Raw genomic sequence first — 16,343 nt, forward strand, 5'->3', positions numbered from 1 at the left:
GGCCGCTGCCGCTGGGTCGTGCGGTCCGGGGGCTGGATCCGCGTGTCGGCACTTCCCCTGGGCGGGCCCGTTCCGAGGCGCCGCCCCGCTCCGCGCGCCCCGCCCACCGGCAGGACTCGATGCGGCCGCAAGGCCACCGCCCGGCAGGCACCGGGTGTGGCCGGGGGCGATTCCAGTCGCGTCGGCGCTTGAGGCGCGGGGACTCGGAAGCCGGAGCCGTAGCCGCCCTGCTTGAGGCACGGGGACTCGGAAGCCGGGACCGTAGCCGCGCGGCACCTGCCGGTCCCCGCCCGGCCAGGCCGCTCGCCGCGGGAACCCACGCCCCGGCGAAGCCTCGCCCGCCTGACGGCGGCCGCGCGGCACCACGGCATTCCCGACCCACCCAGCGTTCGGGCGGGAGCCACTCCGGACACAGTCCCGCAGCAGGGGCGGAGCCCACGGGCTCGGGCGCGGCCCGGTTACGACAGGGTGCGCCGCATCGCGCGGTGCGGGATGCCCGCGTCCTCGAACTCCGGTCCGTACGCCGCGTAGCCGAGCCGCTCGTAGAAGCCGAGTGCGTGCGTCTGGGCACCCAGGTCCACCGCCGCCAGCCCCAGCCGGACGGCCTCCGCCTCGATCGCCCGTACCAGCGCCACGCCCACGCCCAGTCCGCGCGCGGACTTGGAGACGGCGAGCCGGCCGAGCGAGCCGACCGTCAGGTCGCCCGTCTTGGCCAGGGCGGCCGGCCCGTGCAGCAGCCGGCCGGTGCCGAGCGGTTCCCCGTCCGGCCCCTCGGCCAGCACGTGTACCGCGCCGGCGTCGTACGCGTCGTACTCGATCGACTCGGGCACGGACTGCTCGACGACGAACACCTCGGTCCGCACCGCGAAGCACGCCTGGAGGTCCGCCCCGGAGGCGGCCACCCTGACGGTGAAGGCCGTCACTCGCTCTCGGCCCGGATCACGTCCAGCGCGTGCTGGAGGTCCGCCGGGTAGGTGCTCTCGAACTCCACCCACTGGCCGTCCGCGGGGTGCTCGAATCCGAGGCGTACGGCGTGCAGCCACTGCCGGGTCAGGCCGAGGCGCTTGGCCACGGTCGGGTCGGCGCCGTAGGTGAGGTCGCCGACGCACGGGTGCCGGTGCGCGGACATGTGGACGCGGATCTGGTGCGTGCGCCCGGTTTCCAGCTTGATGTCGAGCAGGGAGGCCGCGCGGAAGGCCTCGATCAGGTCGTAGTGGGTGACGGAGGGCTTGCCCTCCTGGGTCACCGCCCACTTGTAGTCCGCGCTGGGGTGGCGGCCGATGGGGGCGTCGATGGTGCCGCTCATCGGGTCCGGGTGGCCCTGGACGAGCGCGTGGTAGCGCTTGTCCACGACCCGCTCGCGGAACTGGTTCTTCAGCGAGGTGTACGCACGCTCGGACTTGGCGACGGCCATCAGGCCGGAGGTGCCGACGTCGAGGCGGTGCACGATGCCCTGGCGCTCGGAGGCGCCGGAAGTGGAGATGCGGTAGCCGGCGGCGGCGAGGCCGCCGATGACGGTGGTGCCGGTCCAGCCGGGGCTCGGGTGGGCCGCGACGCCCACCGGCTTCATGATGACGACGATGTCGTCGTCGTCATGGACGATCTCCATGCCCGGGACGGGCTCGGCGACGAGCTCGACCGGCCGCGGCGGCGCGGGCATCTCGACTTCGAGCCAGGCGCCGCCGTGCACGCGTTCGGACTTCCCGACGACGCTGCCGTCGACCGACACCTTCCCCGCGGCGGCGAGCTCGGCCGCCTTCGTCCGGGAGAAACCGAACATACGGGCGATGGCGGCGTCCACGCGCTCGCCTTCGAGGCCATCGGGAACGGGCAGGGTGCGGATCTCGGGAATCGTACTCACCCGTCGAGTATGCAGGACTCGACGGCACGGCAGTTCCGCGATGGGCGGGCGACGGCCCCGCGATCAGTCCTTGTGGACCGTGCCGTCCGGGTCCAGACCCTTGAACGAGAGCAGCACGATCAGGATGCCGCCGCACACGATCGCCGAGTCCGCGAGGTTGAAGACGGCGAAGTGGGCGGGCGCGATGAAGTCGACGACGGCCCCCCGGAACACGCCCGGTGAACGGAAGATCCGGTCGGTGAGGTTGCCCAGCGCACCGCCGAGCAGCAGGCCCAGCGCGATCGCCCACGGCAGGCTGTAGAGCTTCCGGGCCAGCCGCACGATCACGATGATCACGGTGGCCGCGATGCACGTGAAGATGATGGTGAAGGCCTCGCCGAAGCCGAAGGCGGCGCCCGGGTTGCGGATCGCCTCGAACTTCAGCAGGTCTCCGATGATCCGGATCGGCGGCTGGTGCTCCAGCTTCGCGACGACCAGCATCTTGCTGCCGAAGTCCAGCAGGTAGGCGAGCAGCGCGACGACGAGCAGCGCGACGATCCGCCGACGCCCCTTGGGCACCGAGGACTCCGCCTGGGAGCCTTCCCCGATCTCCGGCGTACCGATGATGCTCTCCGCCTCTGCCACGTGAGTCCCTCGACTAGCTCGAACCAGGTTGCCGACGACACCGCCTGCCAGGCTCCTGGACCCTGACGAAACACGAGAGTACGTCAGGGTCCGCCCGCGGCGCCGCCCGGCCCGGGCCGCCCCAGCGCAGCCTCAGGGCCGACTCAGTGCCGCCGCTCCTGCTTCTGCTTGCAGTCGACGCACAGCGTCGCGCGCGGGAAGGCCTGCATCCTGGCCTTCCCGATGGGTTGGCCGCAGTTCTCGCAGAGCCCGTAGGTGCCCGCGTCCAGCCGTTCCAGGGCGCGCTCGCTCTGTTCGAGCATCTCGCGGGCGTTCGCGGCGAGGGCCAGTTCGGACTCGCGGGTGATGTTCTTGGTGCCCGTGTCGGCCTGGTCGTCACCCGCGCCGTCGCCGGAGTCGCGCATCAGGCCCGAGATGGCCTCGTCGGAGGCTTGCAGCTCGTTGCGCAGGCGCAGGACCTCGCTCTGCAGCTCCGTGCGCGCCTCGGTCACCTCTTCCGGGGTCCAGGGGTCCTCGCCGGGCCGTACGGCCAGCTCGCCCGGCGCCAGGGCCGCCGTGGCCCTGGCCTTGGGCAGGCCGCTGGTGGCGGCCGCAGCCGTCTTCCTGGCCGTGCCGGTGCTCTTCTTGGCAACCACTTTCCGGGCTCCCGTCTGTTGCGCGGCGTGCGCCGCCCCCTCGGCCCCGGCCGCCTTGGCCGTGGCCTTCCTCGCGGTCGTCTTCCCGACGCCGGTCGCCTTCTTGCCGGCCGCCTCGTCCACGGCCGTCGTGTTCACGGCCGAGGTCTTCTTGGCCGAAGTCTTCCCGGCGACCTTCTTCGCGGCCGCCGTCTTCTTGATCACAGCCTTCTTGACCGCCGTCTTCTTGACCGCCGTCTTCTTGACCGCCGTCTTCGCGGCCGCAGCGTTTTCGGCCGCCTCGGCCTCCGGTTCCGCCGCCTTCCCGGCCGCCTCCACTTTCGCCGCCGTCTTGGCCGCAGCCGTCCCGGCCGTCTTCTTCGCGGCCGCGGCCTTCCTCCCGGCCGCTGCCTTGCCGACAGCCTTCTCGGCAGTTCTCCCGGCGGTCTTCTTCGCCACCATGGCCGCGGCCCCTTCACATACTGTGATCTTGCGCGCGAATCGTGCCGGAACGATAAATCGACTCCGGCCTCGCGGCAACGGGGCACGCGTCCTTCGATGCCAACCTGCATCCGTTGTGCCCAGCAGGAAGCCCGGTAATCCGCCACTCCCGCCACACCGGAGCCCGGACCGGCGCAGAGACCCGTTCGGGTCACACCGCACCGCCGTCCGGCGCCCGATCCGGGCCCGCCGCACCCCCCGCCCCGACCCTCCGTAAACCGGTCTGCCGAGCGCGCCCCCGCCCCGTACACTGGGCCCAGCGAGAGGCACGGACGGGGACGAGTAGCGTCGGACGCAGCCATGAGCGACCCGGGGACGGTGAGAGCCCGGGGGCGAGCGCGATGCGAAGGATCACCCCTGAGCCGCCGGAAGAAAGCCGTCACGGCGAGTAGAACCGGCTTCGCACCCCAATGAGGGGGCCACCGGACACGTCTGGCGGCCAAGGAGGGTGGTACCGCGGGAGCAGCAGTCGGCTCTCGTCCCTCCGGACGGAATTGACACCCCGCCGGAGGAAGAGTTCAGCCTCATGACCACACCGCCGCAGTACCGCCCGGTACCCGCCCAGGTCGACCTGCCTGCCCTTGAGCACGCCGTCCTCGACTTCTGGCGCGAGAGCAAGACCTTCGCCAAGACCCTGGAGCAGTCCGAGGGCCGCCCCGAATGGGTCTTCTACGAGGGCCCGCCCACCGCCAACGGCATGCCCGGCGCGCACCACATCGAGGCCCGCGTCTTCAAGGACGTCTTCCCCCGGTTCCGCACGATGCGCGGCTACCACGTGGCCCGCAAGGCCGGCTGGGACTGCCACGGCCTGCCCGTCGAGCTCGCCGTCGAGAAGGAGCTCGGCTTCAACGGCAAGCAGGACATCGAGGCGTACGGCATCGCCGAGTTCAACGCCAAGTGCCGCGAGTCCGTGACCCGCCACACCGACGCGTTCACCGAACTCACGACCCGGATGGGCTACTGGGTCGACCTGGACGACGCGTACCGGACGATGGACCCCGAGTACGTCGAATCCGTGTGGTGGTCGCTCAAGGAGATCTTCAACAAGGGCCTGCTCACCCAGGACCACCGCGTCGCCCCCTGGTGCCCGCGCTGCGGCACCGGCCTCTCGGACCACGAGCTGGCGCAGGGCTACGAGACGGTCGTCGACCCGTCCGTGTACGTCCGCTTCCCGCTGACCTCCGGACCGCTCGCCGGCGAGGCGGCCCTGCTGGTGTGGACGACGACCCCGTGGACCCTGGTGTCCAACACGGCCGTGGCCGCGCACCCGGACGTCACGTACGTGGTGGCCACGAACGGCGAAGAGAAGCTGGTCGTCGCCCAGCCGCTGCTGGAGAAGTCCCTCGGCGAGGGCTGGGAGGCCACGGGCCAGACCTTCACCGGCAAGGAGATGGAGCGCTGGACGTACGAACGCCCGTTCGCCCTCGTCGACTTCCCCGAGCCCGCCCACTACGTCGTGAACGCCGAGTACGTCACGACCGAGGACGGCACCGGTCTGGTCCACCAGTCCCCCGCCTTCGGCGCCGACGACCTCGCGGTCTGCCGCGCGTACGGCCTGCCCGTCGTGAACCCGGTCCGCCCCGACGGCACCTTCGAGGAGGAGGTCCCGCTGGTCGGCGGCGTCTTCTTCAAGAAGGCCGACGAGAAGCTGACCGCCGACCTGGACGCCCGCGGCCTGCTCTTCAAGCACATCGCCTACGAGCACAGCTACCCGCACTGCTGGCGCTGCCACACGGCCCTGCTCTACTACGCGCAGCCGTCCTGGTACATCCGCACCACCGCCGTCAAGGACGCGATGCTGCGGGAGAACGAGAAGACGAACTGGTTCCCGGACTCGGTCAAGCAGGGCCGCTTCGGCGACTGGCTGAACAACAACATCGACTGGGCGCTGTCCCGCAACCGCTACTGGGGCACCCCGCTGCCGATCTGGCGCTGCGAGGAGAACCACCTCACCTGCGTCGGCTCGCGCGCGGAGCTGTCCGAGCTGTCCGGGCAGGACCAGTCGAACCTGGACCCGCACCGCCCGTACATCGACGACGTCACCTTCACCTGCACGGCCGAGGGCTGCTCGCTGGAGGCCGTCCGCGTCCCCGAGGTCATCGACGCCTGGTACGACTCGGGCTCGATGCCGTTCGCGCAGTGGGGCTACCCGTACAAGAACAAGGAGATCTTCGAGAAGCGCTACCCGGCGCAGTTCATCTCGGAGGCCATCGACCAGACCCGCGGGTGGTTCTACACCCTGATGGCGGTCGGCACGCTCGTCTTCGACAAGTCCTCGTACGAGAACGTGGTCTGCCTGGGCCACATCCTCGCCGAGGACGGCCGCAAGATGTCCAAGCACCTGGGCAACATCCTCCAGCCGATCCCGCTCATGGACCAGCACGGCGCGGACGCGGTCCGCTGGTTCATGGCGGCCGGCGGCTCCCCGTGGGCGGCGCGGCGCGTGGGCCACGGCACGATCCAGGAGGTCGTCCGCAAGACCCTCCTCACGTACTGGAACACGGTCGCCTTCCAGGCGCTGTACGCCCGTACGTCGAACTGGGCCCCCTCGGCCGCCGACCCGGCACCGGCCGACCGCACGGTCCTGGACCGCTGGCTGCTGTCCGAGCTGAACACGCTCGTGGCCGAGGTCACGGACGCGATGGAGTCGTACGACACCCAGCGCGCCGGCAAGCTGCTGTCGGCCTTCGTGGACGACCTCTCCAACTGGTACGTCCGCCGCTCGCGCCGCCGCTTCTGGCAGGGCGACGCCGCGGCGCTGCGCACCCTGCACGAGGTCGTGGAGACGGTGACGCGGCTGATGGCCCCCCTGACCCCCTTCATCACGGAGCGGGTCTGGCAGGACATGATCGTCCCGGTCACCCAGGACGCGCCGGAGTCGGTGCACCTGTCCACGTGGCCGGCGGCGGACGCCTCGGCGATCGACCCGACCCTTTCCCAGCAGATGCTGCTGGTCCGCCGCCTGGTGGAGCTGGGCCGGGCCACGCGCGCCGAGTCGGGCGTGAAGACCCGCCAGCCGCTCTCCCGGGCCCTGGTCGGCGCGGTGGGCTTCGACACGCTCTCCGCGGACCTCCAGGCTCAGATCACGGAGGAACTGAACGTCTCCTCCCTGGCCTCCCTGTCGGAGGTCGGCGGCTCCCTGGTGGACACGACGGCGAAGGCGAACTTCCGGGCGCTGGGCAAGCGCTTCGGCAAGGGCGTCCAGGACGTGGCGAAGGCCGTGGCCGCCGCCGACGCGGCCGCGCTGTCCCTGGCGCTGCGCTCCGGCTCCGCGGTCATCTCGCTGAACGGCGAGGAGATCTCCCTCTCCCCGGAGGAGGTCATCATCACGGAGACCCCGCGCGAGGGCTGGTCGGTGGCGTCCGACTCCGGCGCGACGGTCGCCCTGGACCTGGAGATCACTCCGGAGCTGAAGCTGGCGGGGCTGGCCCGTGACGCGATCCGCCTGATCCAGGAGGCCCGCAAGAACTCCGGCCTGGACGTCGCGGACCGGATCGCCCTGCGGTGGTCCTCGTCGGACCCGGAGGTCGTGACGGCCCTGACGGACCACGCGTCGCTGATCGCGGACGAGGTCCTGTCGACGGACTACGCCACCGGCGAGGCGGACGCCACGTACGGCGACCCGTTCACGGACGAGTCCCTCGGGCTGACCTTCCGCCTCCGCAAGGCGTAACCGCTCCAGCCCCTGTGGCCCGTACCCCCTGCTCAGGGGGTACGGGCCGCTTCGTTTTCCGCACCACGCCCCTTCCCGACACCGGGCTCTGCCGTGACCCGGTCCTCGAACGCCGGCGGGGCTGGAAGATCCAACCCCGCCGGCGTTCGAGGCTCGGGGGCTCGGGGAGCGCCCCCGCAGCGGCGCCGCTGCGGCACTCCCGACACCGCTCCGCGTACGCCCCCGGGTACGCGAACGGGCCGGGCCCGGTGCCCCCGAAGGGGAACCGGGCCCGGCCCGTGACTGCTGACGCCGCCCAGAGGGCGTACCGCCTAGTTGTCGTCCTCGTCGATCAGGAAGCCCCGCATCGGCGACGGCGCCTGCTGCATCGGCTGCGGCGCGGCCGGCCGCACCGGAGCCATCGGCTGCGTCATCGCGGGAGACATCTGCTGCTGACCACCGTACGAGGGGCCGCCCATCGGGGACGGGCCGCCCATCGGCGAGGGACCGCCCATGGGCGACGGGGCGCCCATGGAGTGCCCCATCGCTCCGGCCGGAGCCATCGACGGGGTCGGCGACGGCGGGAGCGCCGGGCCGGCCGGGTTGCGCGGCGGGGCCAGGGAGTCGTCCGCCTGGGTCTCCAGCTGGCGCAGCTGCGACTCCAGGTAGGACTTCAGGCGCGTGCGGTACTCACGCTCGAAGCCCCGCAGGTCCTCGACCTTGCGCTCCAGCGTGGCGCGGGCGGACTCCAGGGAGCCCATCGCGACGCGGTGCTTCTCCTGGGCGTCCCGCTCCAGCGCGTCGGCCTTGGCGCGGGCGTCCCGCTCCAGACCCTCGGCGCGGCTGCGCGCCTCGCCGACGATCTTGTTGGCCTCGGAGCGGGCCTCCGCGATCGCCTGGTCGGCGGTCTGCTGCGCCAGCGACAGGACGCGGGCGGCACTGTCGCCACCGGGGCCCTGCTGCGGGAGCTGCTGCGGCTGCTGCATCTGCTGCATCTGCTGGCCCATGGGCTGCATCTGCTGCCCCATCGGCTGCATCTGCTGGCCCATGGGCTGCATCTGCTGGCCGAGCGGGTTCTGGCCGCCCATCGAGGGCTGGCCCATCTGCTGCTGGCCCATCTGCTGCTGGCCCATCTGCTGCTGGCCACCCATGGTGTGCATGGGGCCGCCCATCGGACCCGGGCCGCCCGGACCCTGCGGTCCGAGTCCGCTGGGGCCGGCCGGAAGCTGCGGCTGGCCGCCCGGAAGCTGGGGCGGACCCATCTGCGGCGGGCCCTGCTGCGCCGGCGGGCCGGATATGGCGGCGGGCACCGGGGCGCCGGGGCCTCCGGGGCCGCGCTGGTCCTGGGGTTCCGGCTTGCGCATGCCCTGCTGCTGCTGGTTCTGCGCGGCGGCACGCGTGGCGGCGGCCAGCTTGGCGCGCAGGTCCTCGTTCTCGCGCAGCAGGCGCGTCAGCTCGGATTCGACCTCGTCGAGGAAGGCATCGACCTCGTCCTCGTCATAGCCTTCTCGGAGGCGGACGGTCGTGAACTGCTTGTTCCGCACGTCCTCGGGAGTCAGCGGCATGTCTTCTTCACCTCTACGTAGTCGTCGGCAGTCGGCAAGACCGTATCGGGACTGTCCCCACGCCTGCGGGGAAGCTCATCGTTCACACGCTTCTCGCAGCGGTGCTCACGAAACTGATGAGGATGTAAACGATGATCATCAGAACGAAGAAGGACAGGTCGAGTGCCACGCCCCCGAGACGCAACGGCGGAATGAAACGCCGGAGAAGCTTGAGCGGTGGATCGGTGACAGTGTAGGTGGCCTCAAGGACGACCACCATCGCCTTGCCGGGTGTCCATGAACGTGCGAACTGGAAGACGTAGTCCATCACCAGTCGGAAGATCAGCACGATGAGGAAGCACATCAGCGCGATGTACACCACCTGCAGTGCGACGCCCATCCCGCGCTTCCCTCTCCCCTGTTCTCACTCTGGCCCCGGCCCCGTGTCTGACGGATCGGTCTAGCTTTGGTTGAAGAACCCGCCCTCCGCGATGCGGGCCTTGTCCTCCGCCGTGACATCGACGTTAGCAGGCGACAGCAGGAACACCTTCTGTGTCACGCGTTCAATGCTGCCGTGCAGGCCGAAGACGAGGCCGGCGGCAAAGTCGACAAGTCGCTTCGCATCCGTATCGTCCATCTCCGTGAGGTTCATGATCACCGGAGTGCCCTCACGGAAGTGTTCCCCGATGGTACGGGCCTCGTTGTAGGTCCGGGGGTGCAGCGTCGTGATGCGGTACGGCTCCCGCTCGGAGACGACCTTGGGCATGATCACGGGGGCGTTCTTCTCCAGGTTCGAGCGTTCAGGTGTGATGGATGCCACGGGGGCAATTCGCGCAGGACGTCCGTTTTCCACCGGCAATGGGATGGGTTCCCGTTGCGCCGGAGGCTGAGCGATTCGTACCGGTTCGTCCGTTACGGGCGGTTGGTGCACGGGTTGCTGGCGCCGGCGATCCCGCTCCGGTTCCGGCTCGGGCTCGAACTCGTCATCGGGGTCGTACCCCGGGTTGTCGTACCGGTCGTCCTCCACGAGGCCGAGGTAGACCGCCATCTTGCGCATCGCGCCGGCCATTCTCTGAGTCCTCCGCTCTGTGGTGGATCGCCCTGTCGCAGGTGTGTCGCTGTGTCACCAAAGTCACCAACTGCCCGCGATCCACGTGGTCTGTCCGCCCATCAGCGGGAATGACCATATTTTCTGCTGTGGTCCGACTTTCTTCGCGACGTTACCCGAGCCGGGGTCTCGCGCCGAGTACCGCAGTGCCGACGCGTACATGTGTCGCACCGGCCGCAACGGCCTGTTCCAGGTCTGCACTCATCCCGGCCGAGACCATCGTGGCAGCCGGATGGTCCGCGCGCAGGCGGGATGACAATTCCACCAGCCGCTCGAAGGCGGCCTGTTCGCGTCCCGCGTAGGGCCCGGCCAGCGGAGCCACGGTCATCAGACCGTCGAGCCGCAGTCCGGGCACCCCGGCCACGAGGTCCGCGAGTTCGGCGAGCTGCTCCGCGGCGGCGCCGCCGCGGGTCCCGCGCTCCCCCGACTCGGCGTCGAGGGCGATCTGGACGAGGCAGCCGAGTTCGCGCCCGGCACCCTCCGCGGCCGCCGACAGCGCCGTGACGAGCTTCGGCCGGTCGACCGACTGCACGACGTGCGCGTATCCCGCCACGGAACGGACTTTGTTCGTCTGCAACTGGCCCACGAAGTGCCAGCTGAGCGGCAGATCCGCGCAGGCCGCGGCCTTGGGGGCGGCGTCCTGGTCGCGATTTTCCGCCACGTGACGGACGCCCAGGTCCGCCAGCAGTCGTACGTCGCTCGCGGGGTAGGTCTTGGTGACGACGATGAGCGTCACCTCGTCCCGCCCGCGCCCCGCGGCCGCGCAGGCGGACGCGATGCGTTCCTCCACCCGCGCCAGGTTCTCCGCGAGTTCCGACTTACGATCCGTCATTCCCTAGTCCAACCAGACATATCCGGCAAGCCGCCCGGTCACCCGGTCGCGGCGGTACGAGAAGTGGTCCCGCGACTCCAGTGTGCAGACCGGCGAACGGTGGAGGTTCACCACCCCCGCCTCCGCGAGCTGGGCGTGCACCCCGGCGACCACGTCGACGGACGGTGTCCCCCAACTCGTCTCCCCGTGGGCGGCCGGCACCGCTTCGGCGACCGCGTCCCGCATCTCGGCCGGTACTTCGTAGCAGCGCCCGCAGATCGCGGGGCCGGTCCGGGCGATGATCCGCCCGGGTTCGGCCCCGAGGGAGACCATGGCCTCCACCGCGGCGGGCACCACCCCGGCGACCAGTCCGGGCCGCCCCGCGTGGGCCGCGCCAGCGACCCCCGCGACGGGATCGGCCAGCAGGACCGGGGTGCAGTCCGCGGTGAGCACCGCGAGGGCGAGCCCCCGACGGGCGGTCACCACCGCGTCCACCGCCGGGATGTCGGCGGCGGCGCCCCAGGGTCCGGGGACCACGGCCACGTCCCGGCCGTGCACCTGGTTCATCCAGACGACGCGGTCCGGCCCGATGCCCAGCTGTTCGGCGGCGATCGCCCGGTTCGCGAGAACGGCGGTGGGGTCGTCTCCGACCGCGCCGCCGAGATTGAGCTCCTCGTACGGAACGGCGCTCACCCCGCCCCACCGATCGGTGAAGGCGAAGTGGGCGCCGTTCTCGATGTGCTGCCCCAGCGTCACTTCAAGAAGTCCGGAACGTCCAGTTCCTCGGCCGGGCTGTCCTGGTACGGCCGGGCCGTCGGGACCTGCGGCGCGGGCGCCGGGGCCTCGACCGGAACCGCCTCGACCGGAGCCGGGGGCTCTTCGCGCGGGGTGACCGTACCCAGTCCGCCGAAGGCCGGGCGCGCCGGCTCGGCCGCGCGGACCGGCGCCGGGGCCGGCTCCTCGCGCTTGGTGGACGCGGCGCCGATGACGTTGTCCCGGCGGGCCGGAGGCTGTCCGCCGTCGAAGCCGGCGGCGATGACGGTGACCCGTACCTCGTCGCCGAGCGCGTCGTCGATCACGGCGCCGAAAATGATGTTCGCCTCGGGGTGGGCGGCCTCGCTCACCAGCTGCGCGGCCTCGTTGATCTCGAAGAGACCGAGGTCCGAGCCACCGGAGATGGAGAGCAGCACGCCGCGGGCGCCGTCGATGGACGCCTCCAGCAGCGGCGAGGAGATCGCCATCTCGGCGGCGGCCACGGCGCGGTCGTCGCCGCGGGCCGAGCCGATGCCCATGAGGGCCGAGCCGGCCTCGGACATGACGGACTTGACGTCCGCGAAGTCGAGGTTGATCAGACCGGGGGTGGTGATGAGGTCGGTGATGCCCTGGACACCCGAGAGCAGGACCTGGTCGGCCGACTTGAAGGCGTCCAGGACCGAGACCTGGCGGTCCGAGATGGACAGCAGCCGGTCGTTGGGGATGACGATGAGGGTGTCGACCTCTTCGCGGAGCTCGGCGATGCCGTCCTCCGCCTGGTTCGCGCGGCGCCGGCCCTCGAAGGTGAACGGCCGGGTGACCACACCGATCGTCAGGGCGCCGAGCGAGCGCGCGATGTTGGCGACGACGGGTGCGCCGCCGGTGCCGGTGCCGCCGCCCTCGCCGGCGGTGACGAAGACCATGTCGGCCCCCTTGAGGACCTCCTCGATCTCCTCGCGGTGGTCCTCTGCCGCCTTGCGACCGACTGCCGGGTTGGCGCCGGCGCCGAGGCCCCGGGTGAGTTCACGGCCGACGTCGAGCTTGACGTCGGCGTCGCTCATCAACAGCGCCTGCGCGTCGGTGTTGATGGCGATGAACTCGACGCCCTTGAGACCGACCTCGATCATTCGGTTGATGGCATTGACACCACCGCCGCCGACACCGATGACCTTGATGACTGCGAGGTAGTTCTGCGGTGCTGCCACGTCGAAGGCCTCTCGCCTCGAGTTACGTGTCGCCGCCTCGCGGGCCTGCGTTGCGACGACTGATGCCGAAATGTGGGACGGTCCGAACGTGCCGACCCGAACCCTAACCCTGAAGTTTAGGGTTAAGTGTGTGTCTGTTCCTTGGACTCTTCCGAACAGGACACTAAGTCGACAAGTAGCGCGTGTTCAACGAACACGCCGAACCTCCCGTTTTTCTTTTCACCCTATGTGATCACCCGTATCGGTGGCCAACCAGGGTGCGTCGCTGTTCGACCCGACGTCAACTCCCGGACACCGCAGGGGCGGTGGGGACGCTCACGTCAAAGTGGTCAGCCTTGGGAGCCGCTTTCAGCAGGGCGCCCAGGGCTCGGCCCTTTGCCTCGCCCCGTTCGCCACTCCCCCAGACCACGGTCCGCCCCCGGGTCAACTCCAGTACGACCGAGTCGTACGACCCCACCTTGACCTGCACGGTCTCCTTGGCGACCGCCTCGGGGAGGTCTCCGGCGACGCCCACGGCCTCGCGCAGCAGCCGCTCCTCGTCGAAGCGGCGGCCGCTCGGGGACTGCGCCGCGGACAATTCGAGGACCGGAACGCCCACGGGTGCTTTCGGAACCGTGTCGAATCGCACACCCGATGCGTCCACTTCCACGAACTTGGCGTCCTTTTTGATGAGCAGGACGGGTTTGCGCTCCGTAACCTTCAGCCCGATTCCGTGGGGCCAGGCGCGCACCACATCGACCGAATCGACACGGGGCAGCCGGCTGCGGACCCGACCCGCGATCTCGTCGGTGTCCACGGACACCAGCGGCGCCCCGACCGGTACGGCCGCGGCGGCCAGCACCTGCTCGGGGGTCAGCACCCCGGTTCCGCTTGCGGTCACCTTCTCGACCCGGAACCAGGAAGAGCCGTACAGCACCCAGCCGCCGCCCCCGGTGAGGAGCACGGCGGCCAGGAGGGAGAGCAGCACGGGGCCCCGGTGCCGCAGACGCCGGACGAGGCGCTGGACACCGGGGCCCCGCGGGCCGGATCCCTTCGACGACCCGGGCGGCTTGGGCGGCTTGGGAGAGCCGGAGCCCCTGCCCTTGCGGGCGGACCCGGGATTGCCGCGCTGTGCGGTCGTCGCTCCGGCCACTCCTGTGCCTCCTGCGCTAGCGGTTCCTGTGGGCGGCGATCGCCTCGTACACCATCGCGACCAGCAGCTCGTCGGCGTCCCGACGGCCGAACTCGGCGGCGGCGCGGGACATCTCGTACAGGCGGTGCGGGTCGGCGAGCACCGGCAGGACCTGGCTGAGCACCCAGTCGGGCGTCAGCTCCGCGTCGTCGACGAGCAGGCCGCCGCCGGCCTTGACCACCGGCTGGGCGTTGAGCCGCTGTTCGCCGTTGCCGATCGGCAGCGGGACGTACGCGGCCGGCAGCCCGACGGCGGAGAGTTCGGCGACGGTCATCGCGCCCGCGCGGCACAGCATCATGTCGGCGGCGGCGTACGCGAGATCCATCCGGTCCACGTACGGTACCGGCACATACGGCGGCATCCCGGGCATGTTGTCGACACGCGGCAGTTCGTTCTTCGGGCCGACCGCGTGCAGGATCTGGATCCCGGAGCGCTGGAGGGTCGGAGCGACCTGCTGGATGGTCTCGTTGAGGCGGCGGGCGCCCTGCGAGCCGCCGGAGACCAACAGGGTCGGCAGGTTCGGGTCCAGGCCGAAGGCGGCGCGCGCTTCCGGGCGGACCGCGGCCCGGTCCAGGGTGGAGATGCTGCGGCGCAGCGGGATGCCCACGTAGCGGGCACCGCGGAGCTTGCTGTCGGGGGTGGAGACCGCGACGGCGTGCGCGTAGCGGGAGCCGATCTTGTTGGCCAGTCCCGGCCGGGCGTTGGCCTCGTGGACGATGATCGGCACGCCGAGCCGCTTGGCGGCGAGGTAGCCGGGCAGGGCCACGTAGCCGCCGAAGCCGACGACGCAGTCGGCCTTGGTGCGCTCCAGGATCTCCTCTGCGGCCTTGATCGTGCCGCGCAGCCGTCCGGGGACGGTGATCAGCTCGGGGGTGGGCTTGCGGGGCAGCGGGACGGCGGGGATCAGCCCCAGCTCATAGCCGCGCTCGGGCACGAGACGGGTTTCGAGCCCGCGCTCCGTGCCGAGGGCGGTGATGCCCACGGAAGGGTCCTGCCTGCGCAGGGCGTCCGCGAGGGCGAGCGCCGGCTCGATGTGGCCGGCGGTCCCCCCACCGGCGAGTACGACATGCACCGAAATTCACCGCTCTCCGGACGGACGCCTCTTGACGCTCCGTCTCATCGACTTCCATCTCTGCCCGGTCCGCTTCCAGCCGGTCTTCGGCTGGCGCATCGCGAGCGCCGCGCGCGCCGCCGGCTCCTCCCGCGCGAACGCGATGAGCAGTCCGACCGCGAACATCGTCGGCAGCAGCGCGGACCCTCCGTACGAGAACAGCGGGAGCGGGACTCCGGCGATCGGCAGTAGACCGAGCACCGCACCGATGTTGATCACGGCCTGGGCCGTGATCCAGGTGGTCACGCCTCCCGCGGCATACCGTACGAAGGAATCCTCCGTGCGTCCGGCCACGCGGATACCCGCATAGCCTAGAGCCGCGAACAGGGCGAGTACCGACAGCGTCCCTGCCAGTCCCAGTTCCTCCCCGGTGATGGCAAAGATGAAGTCGGTATGGGCTTCGGGCAGTTGCCCCCATTTTTCCACACTGGCACCCAAACCAGAACCGAACCATCCGCCGGAGGCGAGGGCGTAGATCCCGTGCACGGCCTGCCAGCACAGGTCGCCCCGGCCGGGATCCGTCGCGCCGATGCAGGCGAGCCGGTCCATCCGGTGCGGACTGGTCTTGATCAGCAGTGCGACGATCACACCCGCGAAGGTCAGCACCGCCACGAACAACCGCGTCGGGGCTCCGGCCAGCCACAGCAGGCCGAACAGGATGGCCCCGAGGATCATCGCGGTGCCCATGTCCCCGCCCAGCATGATCAGCCCGAGCAGCAGGAACGCCACCGGGACCAGCGGCACCAACAGGTGCTTCCACTGGCTCAGCAGCTCCTTGTCGCCCTTGCGCGCGAGCAGGTCGGCGCCCCACAGGATCAGTGCCAGCTTGCCGAACTCACTGGGCTGGAGCATGAACGGACCGCCAAGGGAGATCCAATTCTGGTTGCCGTTGATCGCCACCCCTATCCCGGGCACCTGGACCAGGACCATGAGGAACAGGGTTCCCGCGAGCACGGGATACGACAGCGCCCGGTGCAGTTTGACCGGCATCCGGGAGGCGGCCAGCAGCAGCCCGGTGCCGATCAGCGCGGCCAGGAACTGCTTCTTGAAGAAGTACGCGTCCCCCAGGCCCAGCTGGAGCGCCTTGATCATGGAGGCCGAGTAGACCATCACCAGGCCGAGCACGGTGATGAGCAGGGAGCTGCCGAAAATCAGGTAATAGGCGGTGAGGGGCCGGTCCCAGGCCTTGCGCAACTGCCGCTGCGTACGCCGGAACCGCTCCAGCGGCCCGCCTCCGGCGGGCCGCTTCGTGCTCCCCGCAGGACGCCTGCGGCCCTGCGCCTTGACCGTCCTGCCGGACTTGGCACCTTTGGCCGACGCCGCGGCCTTCGCGGCGGACGGCCGCCGCCCCGGCAGCACTTGCTTGGCCGGCATGTGTGACCTTCCCC

At 70.7% G+C, this 16,343-nt stretch carries 14 protein-coding genes; 1 reads left to right on the forward strand and 13 read right to left on the reverse strand.

Annotation, left to right across the window (positions count from 1 at the left end):
- Positions 1-458: 458 nt before the first annotated feature.
- The 4 genes from OHA65_RS11260 to OHA65_RS11275 all read right to left on the reverse strand — a co-directional run bounded on the left by OHA65_RS11260 (position 459) and on the right by OHA65_RS11275 (position 3,561).
- The gene (locus OHA65_RS11260; protein ID WP_328762464.1) at positions 459-923 is read right to left on the reverse strand and encodes a GNAT family N-acetyltransferase; all 465 of its coding nucleotides are present in this window, start codon (positions 921-923) and stop codon (positions 459-461) included.
- Complete coding sequence (locus OHA65_RS11265; RefSeq protein ID WP_132755937.1) at positions 920-1,861, reverse strand: RluA family pseudouridine synthase; 942 nt, start codon at positions 1,859-1,861, stop codon at positions 920-922. The genes OHA65_RS11260 and OHA65_RS11265 overlap by 4 nt, the downstream gene beginning before the upstream one ends.
- Before the next feature lie 63 nt (positions 1,862-1,924).
- Complete coding sequence (gene lspA / locus OHA65_RS11270) at positions 1,925-2,485, reverse strand: signal peptidase II (protein WP_327282990.1); 561 nt, start codon at positions 2,483-2,485, stop codon at positions 1,925-1,927.
- Between the two features lie 143 nt (positions 2,486-2,628).
- Entirely contained in the window at positions 2,629-3,561 is a 933-nt protein-coding gene (locus tag OHA65_RS11275) for a TraR/DksA family transcriptional regulator (RefSeq protein ID WP_328762471.1), read from the reverse strand.
- 565 nt (positions 3,562-4,126) lie between these two features.
- On the opposite strand from OHA65_RS11275, the gene ileS reads away from it, so the two are divergent.
- The gene (gene ileS / locus OHA65_RS11280; RefSeq protein WP_327282992.1) at positions 4,127-7,273 is read left to right on the forward strand and encodes an isoleucine--tRNA ligase; all 3,147 of its coding nucleotides are present in this window, start codon (positions 4,127-4,129) and stop codon (positions 7,271-7,273) included.
- A 311-nt stretch (positions 7,274-7,584) separates the two neighbouring features.
- On the opposite strand, the gene OHA65_RS11285 is transcribed toward ileS, so the two are convergent.
- From OHA65_RS11285 to ftsW, 9 genes are all read right to left on the reverse strand, one after another.
- A complete protein-coding gene (locus OHA65_RS11285; protein ID WP_327282993.1) occupies positions 7,585-8,817 on the reverse strand; it encodes a DivIVA domain-containing protein in 1,233 nt (410 codons plus the stop codon).
- Positions 8,818-8,899: 82 nt separating this feature from the next.
- Positions 8,900-9,196, reverse strand: a complete 297-nt coding sequence (locus OHA65_RS11290; protein WP_030155988.1) for a YggT family protein — start codon at positions 9,194-9,196, stop codon at positions 8,900-8,902.
- Between the two features lie 60 nt (positions 9,197-9,256).
- Positions 9,257-9,865 (reverse strand): cell division protein SepF, encoded by a 609-nt coding sequence (locus OHA65_RS11295; protein ID WP_053790919.1) that lies wholly within the window; start codon positions 9,863-9,865, stop codon positions 9,257-9,259.
- A 151-nt stretch (positions 9,866-10,016) separates the two neighbouring features.
- On the reverse strand, positions 10,017-10,736 hold the full coding sequence (locus tag OHA65_RS11300) for a YggS family pyridoxal phosphate-dependent enzyme (protein ID WP_327282995.1): 720 nt from the start codon (positions 10,734-10,736) through the stop codon (positions 10,017-10,019).
- Positions 10,737-10,739: 3 nt separating this feature from the next.
- Positions 10,740-11,471: a peptidoglycan editing factor PgeF gene (gene pgeF / locus OHA65_RS11305; protein ID WP_328762478.1), complete on the reverse strand. Its 732-nt coding sequence runs from the start codon at positions 11,469-11,471 to the stop codon at positions 10,740-10,742.
- Positions 11,468-12,673, reverse strand: a complete 1,206-nt coding sequence (gene ftsZ, locus OHA65_RS11310; RefSeq protein ID WP_327282997.1) for a cell division protein FtsZ — start codon at positions 12,671-12,673, stop codon at positions 11,468-11,470. The genes pgeF and ftsZ overlap by 4 nt, the downstream gene beginning before the upstream one ends.
- Before the next feature lie 280 nt (positions 12,674-12,953).
- Positions 12,954-13,805: a cell division protein FtsQ/DivIB gene (locus OHA65_RS11315; protein ID WP_405761809.1), complete on the reverse strand. Its 852-nt coding sequence runs from the start codon at positions 13,803-13,805 to the stop codon at positions 12,954-12,956.
- Positions 13,806-13,821: 16 nt separating this feature from the next.
- Positions 13,822-14,916, reverse strand: coding sequence for an undecaprenyldiphospho-muramoylpentapeptide beta-N-acetylglucosaminyltransferase (gene murG, locus OHA65_RS11320; protein ID WP_327282998.1), 1,095 nt, complete (start codon positions 14,914-14,916; stop codon positions 13,822-13,824).
- 6 nt (positions 14,917-14,922) lie between these two features.
- Positions 14,923-16,329, reverse strand: coding sequence for a putative lipid II flippase FtsW (ftsW, locus tag OHA65_RS11325; RefSeq protein WP_327282999.1), 1,407 nt, complete (start codon positions 16,327-16,329; stop codon positions 14,923-14,925).
- Positions 16,330-16,343: the final 14 nt, after the last annotated feature.

It is taken from the genome of Streptomyces sp. NBC_00045 (assembly GCF_045041095.1).
Taxonomy (GTDB): Bacteria; Actinomycetota; Actinomycetes; order Streptomycetales; family Streptomycetaceae; genus Streptomyces.